14 protein-coding genes and 2 pseudogenes are annotated in these 18,753 nt (G+C 45.0%); 9 read left to right on the top strand and 7 right to left on the bottom strand.

Annotation, left to right across the window (positions count from 1 at the left end):
* Positions 1–20 precede the first annotated feature (20 nt).
* From QUB16_RS12545 to QUB16_RS12530, 5 genes and pseudogenes are all read right to left on the bottom strand, one after another.
* Positions 21–4,889 carry an nSTAND1 domain-containing NTPase gene (locus QUB16_RS12545; RefSeq protein WP_333316406.1) on the bottom strand — a complete coding sequence of 1,623 codons (4,869 nt, stop codon included), beginning with the start codon at positions 4,887–4,889 and terminating at the stop codon, positions 21–23.
* Between the two features lie 687 nt (positions 4,890–5,576).
* The gene (locus QUB16_RS12540; protein ID WP_333316404.1) at positions 5,577–7,136 is read right to left on the bottom strand and encodes a hypothetical protein; all 1,560 of its coding nucleotides are present in this window, start codon (positions 7,134–7,136) and stop codon (positions 5,577–5,579) included.
* Positions 7,137–7,398: 262 nt separating this feature from the next.
* On the bottom strand, positions 7,399–7,689 hold the full coding sequence (locus tag QUB16_RS33570; RefSeq protein WP_445251117.1) for a hypothetical protein: 291 nt from the start codon (positions 7,687–7,689) through the stop codon (positions 7,399–7,401).
* Positions 7,690–7,739: 50 nt separating this feature from the next.
* On the bottom strand, positions 7,740–7,913 hold the full coding sequence (locus QUB16_RS12535; protein ID WP_333316402.1) for a hypothetical protein: 174 nt from the start codon (positions 7,911–7,913) through the stop codon (positions 7,740–7,742).
* A gap of 10 nt (positions 7,914–7,923) precedes the next feature.
* Positions 7,924–8,564, bottom strand: a pseudogene (locus QUB16_RS12530) (IS1 family transposase).
* 185 nt (positions 8,565–8,749) lie between these two features.
* Here QUB16_RS12530 and QUB16_RS12525 point away from each other — a divergent pair.
* Positions 8,750–9,830, top strand: a pseudogene (locus tag QUB16_RS12525) (ISAs1 family transposase).
* Between the two features lie 398 nt (positions 9,831–10,228).
* A complete protein-coding gene (locus tag QUB16_RS12520) occupies positions 10,229–10,747 on the top strand; it encodes a pentapeptide repeat-containing protein (protein WP_333316400.1) in 519 nt (172 codons plus the stop codon).
* 171 nt (positions 10,748–10,918) lie between these two features.
* Here QUB16_RS12520 and QUB16_RS12515 read toward each other — a convergent pair whose 3' ends face one another.
* Complete coding sequence (locus QUB16_RS12515; protein WP_006633228.1) at positions 10,919–11,041, bottom strand: hypothetical protein; 123 nt, start codon at positions 11,039–11,041, stop codon at positions 10,919–10,921.
* Positions 11,042–11,061: 20 nt separating this feature from the next.
* On the opposite strand from QUB16_RS12515, the gene QUB16_RS12510 reads away from it, so the two are divergent.
* Complete coding sequence (locus QUB16_RS12510) at positions 11,062–11,673, top strand: DNA-3-methyladenine glycosylase (RefSeq protein WP_333316399.1); 612 nt, start codon at positions 11,062–11,064, stop codon at positions 11,671–11,673.
* A 49-nt stretch (positions 11,674–11,722) separates the two neighbouring features.
* Positions 11,723–12,022, top strand: coding sequence for a hypothetical protein (locus tag QUB16_RS12505; protein ID WP_006633230.1), 300 nt, complete (start codon positions 11,723–11,725; stop codon positions 12,020–12,022).
* A gap of 113 nt (positions 12,023–12,135) precedes the next feature.
* On the opposite strand, the gene QUB16_RS12500 is transcribed toward QUB16_RS12505, so the two are convergent.
* Positions 12,136–13,632: a glycosyl hydrolase family 57 gene (locus tag QUB16_RS12500; protein WP_333316398.1), complete on the bottom strand. Its 1,497-nt coding sequence runs from the start codon at positions 13,630–13,632 to the stop codon at positions 12,136–12,138.
* Between the two features lie 180 nt (positions 13,633–13,812).
* Between QUB16_RS12500 and QUB16_RS12495 the strand changes: the two genes are divergently transcribed.
* The 5 genes from QUB16_RS12495 (at position 13,813) to QUB16_RS12475 (ending at position 18,732) form a co-directional block, all read left to right on the top strand.
* The gene (locus QUB16_RS12495; RefSeq protein WP_333316396.1) at positions 13,813–14,541 is read left to right on the top strand and encodes an AIM24 family protein; all 729 of its coding nucleotides are present in this window, start codon (positions 13,813–13,815) and stop codon (positions 14,539–14,541) included.
* A 90-nt stretch (positions 14,542–14,631) separates the two neighbouring features.
* A complete protein-coding gene (locus QUB16_RS12490) occupies positions 14,632–14,820 on the top strand; it encodes a hypothetical protein (RefSeq protein ID WP_333316394.1) in 189 nt (62 codons plus the stop codon).
* Positions 14,817–15,116 (top strand): hypothetical protein, encoded by a 300-nt coding sequence (locus QUB16_RS12485; RefSeq protein ID WP_333051746.1) that lies wholly within the window; start codon positions 14,817–14,819, stop codon positions 15,114–15,116. Before QUB16_RS12490 ends, QUB16_RS12485 begins: the two co-directional genes overlap by 4 nt.
* 198 nt (positions 15,117–15,314) lie before the next feature.
* Entirely contained in the window at positions 15,315–16,790 is a 1,476-nt protein-coding gene (gene glgA, locus QUB16_RS12480) for a glycogen synthase GlgA (RefSeq protein WP_333316392.1), read from the top strand.
* Between the two features lie 892 nt (positions 16,791–17,682).
* Positions 17,683–18,732, top strand: coding sequence for a Fe(3+) ABC transporter substrate-binding protein (locus QUB16_RS12475; RefSeq protein ID WP_333316390.1), 1,050 nt, complete (start codon positions 17,683–17,685; stop codon positions 18,730–18,732).
* Positions 18,733–18,753: the final 21 nt, after the last annotated feature.

Genomic DNA, 18,753 nt, shown 5'->3' with positions numbered 1-18,753 from the left:
TCGTTTCGGTCTGACGCTAACTACTTTTTTGGTGAACTACTAGGAGGGGGGATATCCTTACAAAGATTGCGATCGCTACTGAGAGCGACATCGGGGTTCTTCAGATAGTCGCGTACCCAATGGCAATTCATTGCTAGGAGTTCATCCAGTCCTCCTCCAATCTGATACAGGCGAACAGTGCGATCCTCTCCACTGGTAGCCAGGAGCTTGCCATCCGGACTGAACACCACGCTTTTAACCATGCCTTGATGTCCCTGGAACTTGGCTAAAGGCTGACCTTCGATGCTCCACAGTCGGGTAGTGCCGTCCCTTCCACCAGTGGCTAGGGACTTACCATCCGGGCTGAATGCCACACTTAATACTTCGCCTGTATGTTTCGCAAGTTTGTCCTTCAACTGCTGGCCTTGATTGTCCCACAACTGGATAGTGCCGTCTTCTCCACCAGTGACTAGAAGCTGACTATCCCGGCTGAACGCCATGCTAGAAACATTCTTTGCCTTGAGTTTTGACAACATTGGATCTTTGGTGTCCCCCAGCCAGACGCTACCATCATTTCCACCAACAGCCAAGTGCTGACCATCCGGGCCGATCGCCACGCTGACGATGATCTCCTGTTCTTGTCCTTGATTTCCTTCGAGTTTGATTGACTGCTTGTTACCTTTGATGTCCCCTAGCCAGACGCTACCATCTATATTTTTACCAACAGCCAATTCCTGACCATCCGGGCCGATCGCCACCTCAGCCCCGGCTTGCTCCCCCGAAAGTGTAACCAGCGGATTGTATTTGGCGTCCCACAGGCGGATGATGCCATCATCTGTCGTAGTGGCAGTTAAGAGCTGATCGCTTGGGCTGAATGCCACGTCGTTGGCCGGGCCTTGATGCTTTGGGAGTAAAGGCAAATCCTTACCTTTGGTATTCCACAACTGGATAATGCCCCCAACTCCCAAAGTAGCTAGCCGCTGACCGTCCGGGCTGAACGCCATTTTCATGACTGGTTCCTCCGTCTGGATTATCGGCCACTGCCGATTAGAGAAGTCCCACAGACGGACGGTTCTATCATTTCCACTCGTGACCAGGCTCTGACTATCTGGGCTAAACGCCACACTATAGACCTCTCCTTGATGTCCTTGGAGTTTAGCCAACACTCGGCCTTTGATGTCGAACAGCCAGATGTTGCCATCCTTTGTAATGGCAGTCAAGAGCTGACTATCTGGGCTGAATGCGACGCTATCGAGCTCATCTTGGTATTGATCAAAGTTTTGAGTAAATTCTGGGACTACTTTCTTGGTTTTGGTATTCCACAACAAAATATTGGATTTGCCATTGTCGTCAACTCCAATAGTGGTCAAGAGCTGGCTATTCGGGCTGAATGCCACTTTAAAAACCTTCTTTTGACTTCCGTTCTCCTCGAGTTTGTCCCGCTTCTTGGTTTTGGTATCCTCTAGGTGGACAGTCCCATCAACTCCAATGGTGGCTAAGAGCTGGCCATCTGGGCTGAACGCCACGCTAGTGACCTTTTCTTGACGACGCTGGAATTTTGTCACATTCTTGGTTTGGGTATCCCACAGCTTGGCAGTGCCGTCATTTGAACTGGTGGAGGCGAGGAACTTGCTATCAGCGCTGAACACTACCTCATAGGCTCCGGAATTGCTTTCCTGGAGTTTGTCCGACTGTTTGGTTTTGGTATTCCACAGGTAAACGCCTCCTCTTGAACCTTGACTTCTTCTACTGATGGCCAGGAACTGGCCATTTGGGCTGAACGCTACCGAAGTGCCTTCATAAGTATTTCCAGAATAATTGCTCTTTGGGAGTGTCTCCCAATTCTGGGTTTTGGTATCCCACAGGCGGACATTGCCCTCATCATCACCAGTAGCCAGCCAACCATCCCGGCTAATCGCCACGCTCGTGACCGTACCTCGATCGATTGTTAAACGATTAATCTCCTGTCCTGCATAAATTGTGCTGGTCAACTTACCGAACACTTGATCCTCTAACCCAGCATGTGGCAACCGGCCTTGCCAGAATGACTGCTTGAGTTCTTTCCCTGCCCGTAAACTGCCTATCCTTGCATCCAATGTTTGATGAGTGACCAAGCCCATCTCAGCGGATTGTAGAAGAGCCTGAATTCGCTCCATTTCTGCTTCCCTCCACTTAATTCCAGCAAAAATGGCAAATCCACCCAAGATAAAAGCGGCGCTCGCAACAGCCATGAGTTGGCGCTGTTTGCGTTGTTCCTCAAGCTTGCGTCGGCGCTCGCGCAACTGGACACAAGCTAAAACATATTCCGCCTCAAGTTGGTTGAGATGCACAAATTTGGGGTGCTTCCACAACACCTCTGCATCTTCTAATCGTCCCCCATGATGGATAAGATAAGTGTCTTGGCCTGGTTGCTCTTGGTGCTGCTGCCACTCCTGAGCTGCCTGATTGATGGTTTCTCGCAATAGCAAGTCACTGCGGTTCTGATTCAACCAATTTTGTAACGTTGGCCAGTAGCGGATTAAAGCTTCATGGGCGACTTCCACCTCTTCCTTCCCCGTAGCTTCGTTGCGACTGGTAACTACAAGCCGCACGCCTCCCCCAGCCAACTGCTGCACCAACTTTCTTGTCACTGCTAGATCGTCGCCTGTTGGCACCAAATCTTCTAACTCCACTCGTCGGCGTGTGTCCCGTCGCTTCTCCCCAGGTAGGGCACTCGCATCCAAGCGGGTTAAGCGCAAGAAGATATTCTGGACTTGTTCTTGCTCAGGGGCTGACAAGCTATTGTAGAAATCATCGGCAGTCTTAGCTATTGCCTTTTGGACTTTACCGATCGCCTGGTACTCCTCATCGCACAGCCAGCGTCCCCGCCGCCGTTTCCACAGTTCCTGCAACGCATATTGCAGCAGCGGCATCACCCCTGGTTCCCCCTGTACATCATTGAGTATCGCGTGGCTCAAGCCAGCTTCAAAGCGCAGTCCCCCCCTGTCTGCTTGCATCTTCATTGCTGTAATCAGTTCTGCAGGTTCCATCGGCCCAACCAATTTTTGTCGGGTTTCAATCCGCTTTCTCAGTTCGGGGTAAAAGGTACACTCTCCCAAAAAGTCTGCCCGCATTGTAATTACGACTTTCCGCCGATCGGCAAAGTTTAATAACTTTTCAATGAACTCGATCCGCTCGGCTTTATCTTCACAGAGAGTGAATACTTCTTCAAATTGGTCTACCACTAATATTGAATGATGCTCTGATACCTTCAATAATCTTTCTAATCGTCTTTTTAGTTGCCTCAGCGGCTCCTTTCCAGGCGTCATGTAAGCCCACTGGAGGCTTAGCTCCTCTTCTTTGAGCTTAGGAATCAGCCCAGCTAGCACCACCGATGACTTGCCACTACCCGAAGTACCGATAACAGCTAAGAAATTATCCTTCGCCAGTTCATGTTGTAAATCTCTAATCAGTTCATCGCGCCCAAAGAAGAACTTGTGGTATTTTTTATCACCGAAGGAAGACAGCCCAGGGAACGGGCACTCAGCCTTGTATTCTGGTGGTTGCTTACCCAAGGCTGCCAGAGCGTCGAAACTGATTTCGATTACTTGCTCGCAGAGGTTGTTGAGTTCTACTATTGCCTGCTGGCGCTGTTCGCGCGCTGTGCGTGACTCGGCTCCCCGTGTATTTTTCAGCGTCTTTACCTGCGTTTCAAACCTCTGCTTTAGTACAGAGGCATTAGGTGCTCGCTCTTGGAGAAGCTGTCGCAGCTTTTCAATACCATACTCGATTTCCTCGTCGGTTAAATCCCGATCGTCAAGCCGATCGCTAAATAAGGGACGCCCACCCAAGCGACTAAACAGAGCCGGGACAGCAATATCGTGGCGTTTTCCCAATCCGGCTGTTGCCTCTTGTAGCGCCGTATCTACCTCTCCTGACTCTCTGAGTCGTCGGTAAAAGTTCTGTCCTAGAGCCAAGCCTGTCTCTACGCTCACCTTGCGTGTCATCGCTACTACCGCAGGCATCCCCAAATTTCTTACCAATCTTTGACCTAATCCACCTAATCCTGCTTCTGCTCTGGGGTCGGCACTTTCGCAAGTGCACAGGAAGGTAAAGTGAGGTAAGCTCCTCTGATGATTACCGATGTTCTTGAGCTCTGAAAGTAATTCTTCCCCAGTCACTGGCTGAACTTGGTTATCTGCTTTTGCCCAGTACAGAACAGTTTCTCCGTTATCCAGCAGCTTGCCGTGGGCGACAAAGTGCAGCAAGGTGTATGGCTTCTTGGCGTTAGTCAGTTGCTTAGACAGTTCTTGTAGGGTTGGGGGCCCGATCGCACCTGCGACATCATTTGCCAAAATTTCATAAGGAATTTCACCAAGCGCTTCCTTGACTCCAGATAAAACAGCTTCAACGTCAAAAGGTGCTAATTGAAACTTACCGATATTAGAGGGACTCGCTACCAGCACCAGTGCCCGCAAGTCGCGCCGTCCAATGGGGGGAAAGCGCCGATCGATAATAGTAGGAATGTACAAGGAAAAGGGAACGCGCTGGTTGCGGGCTAAAAGATGCCACTCTCCATCGGCATCAATCGGAGCGCACAGCCTTTCCCAATGCAAGGTTTTGATAGGGTCATTGTCAGCCGCTTCGATCGACAGCAAAATCCGTAACAGCGAGTCCTGACTACTCTGGGATAAGGCACGAACAAAGGTGTCGTATACAGCTCCTCGAAACAAAGCTTTGCCAAGATGGGTGCCGTATTCCCTCTCGTTTTCTTGCTGTTGAGTGAGTTTGTTCAAGTCCTCCTGATTTAGCTCAAGAGTTTCTTTTGAATGGATGGTTAGTCCGTCCGGTTTCTTACACCTGACAACAATGGGCCAGATACTCTCACCTGATTTGCTCTGGATAGTAATTTCAAACTCAAAGACTTTCATTCGTCATTTCCTCTCATTATTTCTCGCTCTCTCTATGGTCAAATGACAAATAACCTGCCGTTATCAACACTAATTATAACGTAAATATAAAACTCCTAGAACCTGAGTGGAGAAGGGCAGATAAACATACATCTTTAATTATTTTTTTATGGCTAACAGGACTAAACAAATTTTAAGCTCCAACTAACAAAAAACTAGCTTTATAGATAGTAAATACGTCTCTCTTTTCTTGCAGCCCGCGCACAAATCTATAAAATATAGCTGTTTTCAAAGCTGACAAAGCAGAGCGTAAGTATTTCTAGAGCCTTTCTCAGATACATGAGGTCTAATAGCAGAAGTGGGTAAACCACAAGACAGAGGTCTAGTTCGCCAAGAGAACTCACAGGCGATCGCCCAGAACCCTTCGACAATGGTTTATATGTTCTCGTACTCTGACAACAAACAATACCTTTAACTTTTGAGCGTGCATTCTCTGGAGGTAAAAAAATACAAAATAGGGGTAAAATTATGAATTTTTCCCGCATCTTAGAGTTTTTCCTTACTACCCAAACATATTTTAATAGTTTTATAACCACCAGCGTTATAACTATTAAAATATCGAATGTATTCCATCTCTTTCACCTAATAAGTTTACTACTTTCAACACTTAATCGAAAAATCATTTTCTTGAGACCAACGAAGTTAACATCATTTTAATCCAGGTAAACTCCACCCCTGCACCACCTTTGTAACAGCATCTCTGGTAGCCTCGGCTCCAAAACCCCAAGCCATCAGCGCAGAGTAATCGTTCCAAGGATTATCTCCAAAAGTAGGTTTATCAACATAAAGTTGGCTAAAACCTGCTCCGGCTAAAAACACGATCGCAATTATATAGCTAGTCACAGTAAAAACCTTCAAACGTACATTCGCACCCGACGCTTGCTCTTCCCAACTCACTAAGCTAGTAGAGGGTGCGGCTCCCAGTAAATTTATCATTATACCCCGGATTTGGGCTCCTCGGGCCATCATCCCCCCCGCATTTACTCCGAAATCGAGTTCTGCCGGATTTACCATATCTGCTTGCTGGGAAAGCAGTTCTGTAATTTCCGCGATCGCCCCTTCTACCTCATCTCTTAAATTAGCATCTTTTGTTAAATCAGCAGGCTGTAAGCTTTCTATACGCTGTTCTAAATTCTGTAGTTTAGGCTGCCAATTTTTTGCCTGTTCAACAGACAACTCCTCGCTCAAACTATAAAGTTGTTTTATCTTAGCTTGGAGTGAAAGGTAAGAATTCACTTGTTCAGCTAATCCTTGGAGGCGATCGCGCAATTGCACGGGACTGTCTAAATCGGGAGCGTCTCTTAGCGCATCTTCCAAACTGCGATACACCGTCTGTACAAAAGGAACGCTCGGCCCCATATCCTGTAACTGCTGCTTGATTTCATCAGCATAACCTAACTGTGCCAACCAATCAGCACGACCTTTGAGCCATTTACTCTCGACTAACTCTGCTTGCTGAACAGAATTTATAGCCTCGTCCCAGCGTTCCCCTTGAAGCGCCATTTTTACATCAATTAAATGTGCTTCCACTCTCGCTTTAAATTCCTCAAATTTTATAAAATCTGCATCATCTTGCATTTGGATGCGAACTTGGCTGACTCGGACTAAAATCTCATCGCGCGGTCTCCCTTGAGTCCGATAAAGAGAAACACTGATGCCTAATGCTGACCCTACTAATAAGATGAGTAATGGTAAAAACCAATGGTCTTTCACTTTTATAGTTAAAGGGATAACTTGCTCTCCATCTTGGTAACTCAACCACAGCTTTCCGTTAAATTCTCCACTTCTAAGGACTTTATTCAGATCAAACTTTACCAAGGTCATCATGAGATTCTGGTTGGTTGAACTGACCGAAGGTTTTTCCACACTAATTGCCTGTGCCGGAAAAATACTATCCCCATCACTCCTATTCAAATCCAAGGGGATTAACTGCAAATTATTTATCGGCGTATTAGTTTGCAGGACGATATTGCGAGTTGCAACAGTTCCACGCATCCCTGACACTGTGACTTGAGCAGGCTCAGCCACGACTTGACCTTGAGCATTAGCACTCGTAGGTGCTAATATCTCCAAACTTGCTACTAATAATCCAATTGTTACTAACTTCCAATTCAGGGAGGAGAATTTTTCCAAAGTTTTGGCAATAAAACTTGGAAAATAGGTGACAATTTCGGCGATTTGGGTAATTCTTTCTTTGAGGTTAACCATACCTAACTCCTTTTTTTGTATTTATTAGCTAAACTTCTCTAATTGAGAATAAGCTTGAAAGCAAACGCTCTCCCATTTTTTTCACTATTCGCTAAATTTAGCCTGAGAGCGTGGCCCTAACTTAAAGATTCAAGATTGGCCTGTTTATATGGCAGATTACCATACTTTGGTTCCGCTAACACGCCCTAAAAATAGAGACTTTATGTAAGTCCTATATTGTTGATAAAGCTGATACTAGGGGCAAAAAAGTATTCACCGCCTTTCATGGTAACCCGCAAGCTAAAGTCATATTGTGCGGTTTCCGCTTCCCCCACTTTTCCGGCCATTTCTGAGTTCCTATGGGTTGACCAGATCCCTTACCGCTAACCTGACAAATCAGCGGATCAGGCCCCACATTGATTTGGCAGAAGTTTTTTTGATTAGCCCATGCTGATTGCATAAAATTGAATTGATTTTCAATATCAGCTTGAAAGCACAAAAATAGCAATCCTGACCCTGTTTCAGGTTCTTTGGTAACGTCATCTTCTCCATAACTAAGACCACGACGAGCGATGCGATGTCGCCTTTCTAATTGTAAGGAATCTTCGTAACTAACCGAAGATTCTATACGTCCTGTATCTCCTCGCGGGTTACTTTTACGGAGGTGAGAGTGAAAAGGACACTTGGTTCCTTGTGTATCATCACTGCGATCGGGGCGATCGCATCTAAACTTGTTAGTCCTGCACCGCCAGGAAAATCCAGGCTTTTAATTGATAGATAAACGGGCGTTATACTCATGAATCAAATACTAAATAGCCCCAATATGATGGGAGATTTTTTGGGAGAATGAAAGAGTTTTATTTCCCAATCTAGATATTCTTTGTCTCATCGTATTATTAAATATTTCTAGATAGTTTGTCATACCAGTCTCCTTTCCTACTGCCTTGTGTCTTTTTTGAGGAAAAACTGTTCCAGAGGAAATGACAAAAGTCTGTATAACTTACGGCACAGTGACGATAAACGGGTCGCACGTGAATCCCATAATCCTTGATCGCCAGCTTGATCTCTTTTACCAATATACACTCCTACAATTTATGAAAAGTTGATACATCAATTGCCAGCTCTTTCCACTGCTTGTTATCCTTATTGCCTACAAATAACCACATTTCATCACATTGAATTGTGAGCTTCCCTTTCTTTTTGGACTTAACTTCTAATTCTCTTTTTACCGAGCCTCAATTTTTATTAACATAGTATTGCAACCACCGTTCCGAAACCCCAGTCGCCCTCACAATCCCAGCCCGAGATATCTTTTCTAATAAAAGTCGATCGCTCAACTCTTTTGTTGCTAATGAAATCGGTTGATGTCTGGGAGTCATGAGGAATTGTCTTCCACAATCTCGACATTTAAAATTTTGCTAATCGCTAGCGAGTGCGACCATTTTTCAATCGGTTTTCAGAGTTACACTTGGAACAGTTCCTAAGCTAAAATTCAAGGTAGGTTATAAAGAATAAAATTATAACACATTTTCATTGCTATGCAGGACTAACCTAAACTTTATGTTAACATAAGCTCGTATATGGGAGAAGAATTATTGAGTACATACAAAACATTTAATTAGAGTTAACCATGCCTGAAACTTAAACCTAAAATCAGCATCGCTGACCATTTTTTTGACTTAGAACCTCCCAGAATTGAGCGGACTAAACATCATCAATTAATTGACATTATCAGCCTCTCACTTTGTGCCGTGATTTGCGGTGCTGATACATGGGTGGATCTCGAAAGTTACGGGCGAGCTAAATACGAAGGGTCAAATAAAATTTTAGACTAGCCGAATGGCATACCTTCACCTGACACAATTTCACGAGTATTTTTTCGCCTCAACCCGGAGCGATTTCAGAATTTTTTTTGAGTTGGATTAAATCTATTAGTTGCTTCCATCCAGGAGAAGTAATCGCAATTGATGGCAAAACTCTTCGCCATTCTTACCATCGGGGAGGAAATAAAAAAGCACTTCATATGGTCAGTGCTTGGGCGACCAGTCAAAGATTAGTTTGAGGACAAGTTAAGGTTGATAAAAAATCTAATGAAATTACAGCTATTCCGGCTGTACTCAAAGTATTAGAATTAAATAAAAGCATTGTCACCATTGATGCTCTGGGCTGTCACAGGTCAATTGTGAAGTCAATTGTCGAACAATAAGTAGATGGTGAAATCACATTAAAAAAGAACCAAGCATCCCTGTATGCCAGAGGAGACGAGTTGTTTAAACAAGCAATTAGAGAAGGATTTTCTGGAGTTCAACATAGAGCTTATTCGACAAATAAAGAGAGCAATCACGGTCGTTTAGAAATTCGCAGTTCCTTAATTTTAAGTGACATTAAAGAGCAGATTGACATCCAATTAATGGGAAAAATTCATACTAGAGGTTTGATATGATTAGTGAAATAGTGAAAAAAACACCTCTTTAAAGTCGTTATTATATTAATAAGTTACCCAATGATGCTCAAAAAGTTGGTGAATCATTCCGCAGCCCTTGGGGAATTAAAAATTCTTTACAGGGGGTATTATATGTGAGTTTTCGTAAGGCTGATTGTCGGATTAGAAAAGATAAGCCTCCGCAAAAATTTGCTATAATTAGAAACATCTCGGTTAATTTTTTGAATCAACAAAAAACCTCACAAAACACAGCAAGAAATAACCGACTTTGAGCCGGGTGGGATGATGAATATTTGACTAATGTTCTCGCTGTTGCAGTTAACTAAATTTTGAGAAATAACTCCTGGCTAACTATTATACAAGTTGTAAACAGTGCGTGTAATATTTTTAGGGTTTCAAAACTAGCATTAAGTCAAAACCACCATTAATCCGTTCCTTTTTGCTCTAAAAAGTCAGTATAAATCGTGTCTGTAGCTTCTAAAAAGGGTGAATTTATTTCCAAATATACTCACCACTGATGAATAGTGTTCAATAAGATGCGTTCCCCCTGGGGTTGAACTGCTGCTGGGAGATGCCTGCATTTTTTTGGGGAAATTGTGGAAAGGTCGAGCGCACTCTTGTAGAAATGTATTAACCGCGATATAAAGCCCCCGAAGCTTTTCGGATATTTATGAAATTAAAAAATTTAGTTACTGCTGGATTGTCGATCGCAGTTGTATTTACTGCGGTAAAACATCTAACATTTTCCCACCAACAAAACCAAGTCAAGGAATTGCTGCAAACAAAACAGTGTCCGGAATGCAATTTCAGCAATGCCAACTTACAACGGTTAGACTTGCAAGGAGTCAACTTGCAGGGAGCCAACCTAGAAGGTGCTAACTTATCAGGAGCCAAGTTGACCAATGCCAACCTCAAAAATGCCAACTTAAATAGAGCCAACTTGACCGGAGCTGATTTGGGATGTAGCGGCATCACTTTCAACCTTGATGCTAATAGTCAAGGAGCAAATATGGATGTTAATGTCACTGCTGTTCCCGAAAAAAATAACCCAGAAAATGCAGTAGTTGGCTTAAATATGAAAGCAACGGAGCGGGGAGCGACAGTTCGCTTTAATTTGCCGGGATGCGCCGACTTCGAGAATGCTAGCTTGCAAGAAACTAAAATGCCCGATGGCAAAATTCACCCTTAATTGCAGCAAATACAGCAATCTGCTGTGTCATCATTTGTCAACTTATTTTGATTCTTTCCGCTCTCTCTTTCTCTTTCTCTGTGTCCTCTGTGGCCTCTGTGGTTCATAAAAAAAAACCGTCGCCTGACTGACAGGCGGCGGTTTTTTTAAGCAACTAACGATCGCCTAAAATTAGTGAGCAGAACCGTTACCATGATACTTGTCAGTATCGTAGAATCCGTTTTTTGTGCCGAAGAACAGACAGCAAACCGTGAAAACTGCTGTCAAGACTGCTAAAACTAACTTAACGTCCATAATTTACCTGCTGTTGTTGAGTGAGTGCAAATACTCAGATTGTAGAATCTTTTTGGCTGGCGCGGCCATCTACCAGCGTAGCGCCAGATTTGCTGGGCTGTACTCTGGTGCGGCAGTTTCCTGACGGCGAGACGATTCGGGGAATGATTGTCGAAACCGAAGCTTACGGCCCGGGAGATCCCGCTTGTCACGCTTACCGAAAGCGCACTTCTCGCAATGAGGTGATGTTCGGGCCTGCGGGTATGAGCTACGTTTACTTAATCTACGGGATGTATCACTGTTTTAATGTGGTGACGGATGCAGAGAGAGTTGCTAGTGCTGTGCTGATTCGAGCTTTGCAGCTAGATGCGGTTCCCAAAGAATTCGCTGGAATTCCCGATAAGAAGCGATCGCGCCTCGCCGCCGGGCCTGGGAAACTGTGTAAGGTACTGGAGATCGATCGAACTTTAAGCGGTTTTCCCTTGGCTGCAGGCCAACCGCTGCGGTTGGAACACCGGAGCGAGCAATTTCAGCAAGCTGTGGAGGAGGGTACAATAAATTTTGTGCAAACTACGCGGATCGGGATTTCTCAAGGCATGGATTTGCCTTGGCGCTGGTATGTAGGGAACTGTACCGCTGTGTCACAACTCTAGTAATGTCAAAGGTATCAGTGTAAATTTTGTCGCTTATCTTCGTGAAATTATGGCTTACTCTTCTGAAAACCCGATCGTACAACTTAAAAAATGCCTAAGCCTGGTTCAGGATGTTAGCACTCACACCGAAGCCAACCGGGCCTTCGAGCAATTGTGTGGGATTATCGATGCTGAAAACCCAATGGCGGCGCAACTTTTGGAGATGTTGTGGGAAGAAGCAATTATGGCGAGGCGATCGGCTTTATTTTGGCAACAAATGAGCGATGTTGAGAAAGATATGGCTAATAGAATGATGGAAAATATGACGCAGATGCGGCAGAATTATTTGCGGTTGATGCAGGAAATGTAAGATTGGGGAATGGGTAATTGTTCGGACTTTGCCAACAGGCGTAGGGTGCGTCCGCGCTGATATTTGAGGAGGCTCAAACAGTTTGTTTCCGGGGCACCCTACAATAAATTCTGCTACTTCATTAAAGCAGCGCCGCGATTGTAAAGTTCCCGCGCGTAATCAGTCCAAGTTCCCTGTCCCCAATAGCGGAAACAGCTTGTTTGCACCAACAGATTGTAAAGCAAAGCTTGCTGGTATTCAAACTGCTTAGTAACGGCGGCATCTTGCTGCACCAGCGAGTCGTATTTTTTGTGGAATGCAGCGCTGAGTAGATTCATCGGTTCCAAGACGTTTTCGTAGCCTTTCACCCAACTCAAATCGTTAGTCCAAGAAGCACCATCCATGTGAAAATTATGGTCTGTTTGCTTGAGTTGCGCGATCGCACTTTCCACTTTTTCCGGCGTCGCACTATCAGGATCGACTAGGTGCCAGATTTTGTGCTGGTTAATGCCCTGACAAACAGGATAATCATCAGGATTAACCCCCGCCGCTTCAATTATCTCCAAATATTCAGTGCCGTTTAAACCAACCACACCAGATTTCCCCCCGCCTTGTTCGCGGTTTTCGTGCCAAGCTTTGACAAAGGCGCTGGGAAATTCATTCATCATCACGCCACCATTTTCGCCGTCAGCAATCTGAGTAACTAAAGAAGGAACTGTGACATTGCCAATTTGCTGTTTATTGCGTCCTTTCGCTTCGTAATAAGGCTGCATTTGACCCACCAATTTCGTATCCGAACCTTGGGTTTTAATCAAAGCCGTGATGCTGATTGTTTCGCCGCGAGAATTGCGCGCAACCAAACGGTTGGGAATATATTTTTGGTCTTGCGACAATCCCGAACCGTCGGAATTTTCTACAGAATGTTCTTGCACCATCAGCCAGCGATAGCCGCATTCTTTCAAAGCTTTGATGTATTCGTAAAGTGTATCTGGGTGATTGGGAAAGTGCATTTCTGGGGGCGAAAAACCTTTAACGCGCTTGAGGGCATCTATGCCAAAAATGGCAGCAAAATGATGTTGCCATGCTTGAATTTGGAGTTTGATGTCGGGAATGGGAGTTGAGGGAATGACGGCGTGACTCCACATTGTCCCCAGCCATTCTACGTGGGGTTGATATTGAGGATTGCAGGTAATCCGCTTGAGATTGTCGAAGATATCGTCGCGTCCCATTTGGCGCAATCCCCACAATAAGTTGCCCGAATAGTCGAGCATAATGCGCGGGTTGCAGCCTTCCGCAATCAGTTGGGGGATGAATTCTCCCATGCGAGAATAGCACCAAGCAAAGACTGCGGCGTTGTGGTTGTCTCCTTGGTTGGGATGTTCAAACATATGCTGAAGATTGCAGATCAGTTCGCCGTTTGCACCGGCAGGAATTGTGGGTTGGTGCATATGGAGGGCGCAGGCGAATCCGGCTTGAATGTTTTCCAGGCGCAGATTTGTGGTAGGTAGAAAGATTGGTTCGTTGCTATTGGCTGCGGCATTAATTTCTGCTTCGGAGCCGCAAATATTGGGTAATCCTGAGTTGATTTCTTGTAAAATGGGTAAATTGGGAGATTGTGCGATCGCAGGCATAAATTTTTCTCAACAATTGTGGAGGGGCGTTGTCTGCTATTGCTAAGATAGCTAGATACTTTAACAGTAGCAGAGGATGTCTGCAAAAGATAAACTTCACAAGATAAGTCCGGGAGCGCGGCAGATCCTAATCTTGGGTAAAATGTTTAACACATTTCACGTAAATAGGCGAGGTAAATTATGAAATACGAAATCAAGCTTTTGGAACCGACGGATTTGTGGTACGTTCAAAATAACATCAATAAAGAAACCAACAAGTTTTACCATCCCACTAAAAATATTCCCTTGGTTCAGCAAGCGGAAATTAACTTGAACAATTCGGGAGTGATTATTCAAAAAGGTGCGCTGCATTGGTGTATGGGGAAATTGACTTCCGGTGTTTATAAAACGGATAACCGTTTAAAAGATATGTGGGTATCTTTGACAACGGAAATGGACTACAACGCTCCTGTATATCAAGGAACTGGTACGGTGAAACTGGAACCGAGACAAAAAGGGAATTTCCTGCATTATACGCCGATCGAGCTTTTGGATGCAGAGCAGTGGGAATTTGATGACGGTATATTTCAGTTTTGTTCAGACAATGTAGTTATCGGTGCTAAAAAACTGAAATTCCGACAAGTGGCTGCTTCTAATGACGGTAGGTGGAGAATTGCTGTTACAGCTTTGCGCGAGCAAAAAGCTATAGTTGTAGCTGCTACCAATTCACCGGCTAAGGTTGTCGAACTCAAACAAGGTGAAACTTTGATAGCTGATTGCGATTTGGTGAAAGGATTTACCAAGGGGATTGAAGAAGATTATCGAAAATTAGGTCATTTTGGCAAAGGCGGTGGAGAGGGTTATGTTTGGTATTATCAGGGGAAAGGTAAATTATTAGTATGTGAAAATGATGCTATGGGTTTGGGATAAGTTGTTGCATTTTTGTCGAGCGGTATGAGAATGATGAGTGGGAGTTATGTAAGATAAGGAGGAAGAAACATCGCACACAAATTTGCAGGCATGAAAGTGTCTGAGATTCTCAAAGGTAAAAAAGGTAGTATAAAACAAGCACAGCTTCCGGCAAATTCGCCAAGTTGGGAAGAATTTAGCGAAATGATATGGGAGCAAATAGAAAGAGGTGCTGAAGAAAATATCCCCGGCTTTAAGATGGTTCGCAAATTGTTGAGCGATGGGAGATTTGATAGATGAAAAATAATGGATTTGACCAAGTAATATTATTTTTGCAAAAATTGCAAAAACAGGCTATCGATTACAGTTTAGCGCATCATCGCGATGAAGCTCTGATGGTAATTGTAGCTGTACCTGGGGAACGGTGGGAAATTGAATTTTTGAGTGATGGTTCGGTGGAGGTAGAGAAGTTTGTCAGTAATGGAGAAATTGTTGGAGAAGAAGCTTTGAGTGAGCTATTCGATCGCTATTCGGAACTAGACGAGACAAATGGCGATTTGACTCAAAAGATTGAGTTGACAAATGCGAGAAGATGAGTTATGTTTTGCGGAATTTGCGATCGAGTTGCAGCCATGCCGAAACGATATCGCCGATCGCAACCGCCGCAAATTCGGCTTCTGGGAGCCCGATCGCCCTGTATTCCCAATGGCCTACTTGCTTATTTGGCGAGAAACCATATACTTTGTCATGTTAAGAAAATATCTTTTTGATTCATCCAGGAGCGAGAAAAAAAAATGTACATTGTACAAATTGCCTCGGAGTGCGCCCCAGTCATCAAAGCAGGGGGTTTGGGCGACGTAGTTTACGGCTTGAGTCGGGAGTTGCAGAATTCCGGCCACTGCGTCGAGATTATTCTACCGAAGTACGACTGCATGAGGTACGACCACATTTGGGGACTTCACGAAGCCTACCGGGATTTGGCTGTGCCCTGGTACGGCGGCGAAATCCTCTGCGATGTGTTGTGCGGCTGGGTGCACGGGCAGTTGTGTTTTTTCATCGAACCTCGCTCTCAAGATAACTTTTTTAATCGCGGCTGTTATTACGGGTGCAATGACGACAATATGCGGTTTGCATTTTTCAGCAAAGCCGCTTTGGAATTTTTGCTCAGAAGCAACAAACGTCCCGATGTGATTCACTGTCATGATTGGCAAACTGGTTTGGTGCCAGTCTTGCTGTTTGAAATTTACAAATACAATTGGATGGAATATCAGCGAGTCTGCTATACCATTCACAATTTCAAACATCAAGGAATGGGAGGTAGCGATATTTTGGAAGCAACGGGTTTGCACAGACCGGATTATTATTTTGATTACGATCGCCTCCGAGATAACTTTAACCCTTTTGCTATCAACTTTATGAAAGGCGGCATTGTTTACTCGAACTTTGTCACCACAGTTTCGCCGCACCATGCTTGGGAAGCTCACCTCGGCGAGTGTGGCTACGGTTTGGGCCACACATTGCATTTATATCAAGAGAAGTTTCGCGGCGTGCTCAACGGCATTGATTATGATATCTGGAATCCCGATGGCGATCGCTATATTCCGCACCACTACAATCAGGAGGATTTGGCAGGAAAAGCCAAAACTAAAAAAGCTTTGCGCGATCGACTTTTCCTGCGCGATGCTGACAAGCCTATTATTACCTTTATCGGTCGTTTGGACGACCAAAAAGGCGTTCATCTCGTCCACCATGCAATTTATTACTCTCTGAGTAAGGGAGCGCAATTTGTTCTTTTGGGCTCCGCCACCGAAGCGGGAATTAACGCGCATTTCCAGCACGAGAAACAGTTTTTAAATGACAATCCAGACTGCCATTTAGAACTAGGTTTTAATGAGGAACTGTCGCACTTAATTTACGCCGGTGGGGATATGATTGTGGTTCCCAGTAATTACGAACCCTGCGGGCTGACTCAGATGATTGGGTTGAGGTACGGCACTGTTCCTGTAGTGCGGGGAGTTGGCGGTTTGGTGAATACTGTGTTCGATCGAGATTACGACACCCGCCACCTCCCGGAAGAACGCAACGGTTACGTGTTTTACCAAAGCGACTACGGCGCTTTAGAGTCGGCGCTCGATCGGGCGATCGGATTGTGGTATGACTATCATGATGAATTTGAAAAACTCATGCTTCAAGGCATGAATTGTGACAATTCGTGGAAATATCCAGCTAAAGACTATGTGGAAATTTACGAGCTAATTAGACACAAATAATCCGTAGGATGCCAGTGTGCAACTTACTAACTGTAGCTGTGCACTGGTAGCCCGCGTCTTGGTGAGTGTTGAGCCTGGTCGAGAATTCGGGCCGTTGATACCTAGTCAGCAAAAATCTTTGTCAAAAATACAGTCCTGGACGCATCAAGACCTTGATCAGCAAATTTTTTACCTAATTTGCGGGCTAAGGAATGAGAATTAAATAACTTACAATGCGTGATGGTTCTTGTGGGATGGGCGTCCCGCCCGTCCAGAAAGGGCGGGATTTCTGGCCCAACCCCTACTCCCCACAAACTTGTGTAAATTATTTAATTCGCGATCCTAAGCCCAGGCCCATCTAAATTTTACAGTCAAGTTTGATGAAACTGAGATGTTGCACCATTCTCGCTTAACAGGCTTTTCGGCCTGTTCCACCATCAAGTTTATTTTTTGTGGAACGGGCTTCTAGCCCGTTGCTGATATTGGTGCAAGATGTGAGTTTCATCTCACATCTTGCACGATTCTCGCTTAACAGGCTTTCCGGTCTGTTCCACAAGAAACTTCACTCTTTGTGGAACAGGCCGGAAAGCCTGTTCATAAAAGGCTTATTGAGAATGGTGCAACATCTCAGATGAAATTGTTGTGGGGAGTAGGGGTTGGGCGTCCCGCCCGCCCGAAAAATACAACGCAAGATGCCCGACAGCTTATAACAAAATCTTTTCGGAAAAAAATTGCCGGTTGAGCGAAGTCGAGACCGGATTTCTGACCAGCAGTGCGTCAGCCCTAAAATAGTTACGATCTCGATCATCAAATAAGAATTACTTGCATTAATATAGTAAAGCACTGACTATAGATGGCTGTAGAGAGACCATCGTGTCAATTACCAGATGAAAAAATCTATCATTATAGAACAATGAGCATTTCTCGGCGTATTTTTCTTGCCAGCGGTACAGCAATGGCTGTCGTGGCACTGGGGGAACTCAGCAAAAAAGCCCCTGTCGCAGCCCAAACCGGGACTCTCAACCTTTATTCAGCACGTCACTACGACACTGATAATGAGTTGTACCAAAGCTTCACCAAAAAAACTGGGATCAAGGTTAACCTCGTTGAAGCGGATGCTGACCAACTAATTGAACGGATCAGAAGTGAAGGTGCAAATAGCCCCGCTGATGTTTTCATCACGGTGGATGGTGGGCGTTTGTGGCGGGCAAAACAAGCAGGTATTCTGCAACCTGTGTCTTCAACAGTCCTGACATCGGCAATTCCAGCAAGTTTGCGAGATCCTCAAGGTTTCTGGTTTGGCCTATCGCGCCGGGCACGGGTGATTGTTTACAACAAAAGCAAGGTGAACCCTACCCAATTGTCCACCTATGAGGCGCTGACAGAACCTCGGTGGAAAGGCAAAGTTTTAGTGCGATCGTCCACTAATATCTATAATCAGTCTCTGGTTGGGGCTATGTTAGCAGCTCATGGAGCTCAAAAAACAGAAGCTTGGGCGCGAGGATTGGTGGCTAATTTTGCGCGTCCTCCAGAGGGAAATGATACGGCGCAAATCAAGGCTGTTGCTGATGGGGTAGGCGATATTGCCATTGTTAATACCTATTATGTAGCTCGCTTAATGAAATCGAAAGATCCAGCAGAAAAAGCGATCGCGGCGAAAGTAGGTGTATTTTTCCCCAACCAGCGCGATCGCGGTACCCACGTCAACATTAGTGGTGGGGGTGTAGTCAAAACCTCCCGTAACAAAGCAGGCGCGATCAAATTCTTGGAACACCTAGCCAGTCGCGAAGCGCAACAAATTTTTGCTAGGAGTAATAACGAATACCCTGTGATTTCAGGTGTGGCGATCGATCCTGTAGTGGCAAGTTTTGGTACATTCAAATCTGACCCTCTCAACCCTGATGTGTATGGGAAAAATAACCCCGAAGCTTTAAAGGTTGCCGATCGCGCAGGATGGAAATAGAGGCTTTTTGAACAAGAAGCT

Source organism: Microcoleus sp. D3_18a_C4 (genome assembly GCF_036702415.1).
In the GTDB taxonomy this organism is placed as follows: domain Bacteria; phylum Cyanobacteriota; class Cyanobacteriia; order Cyanobacteriales; family Microcoleaceae; genus Microcoleus.
Note: the sequence above shows the minus strand (reverse complement) of the source record. Positions and strands in the feature narration are given on the sequence as shown.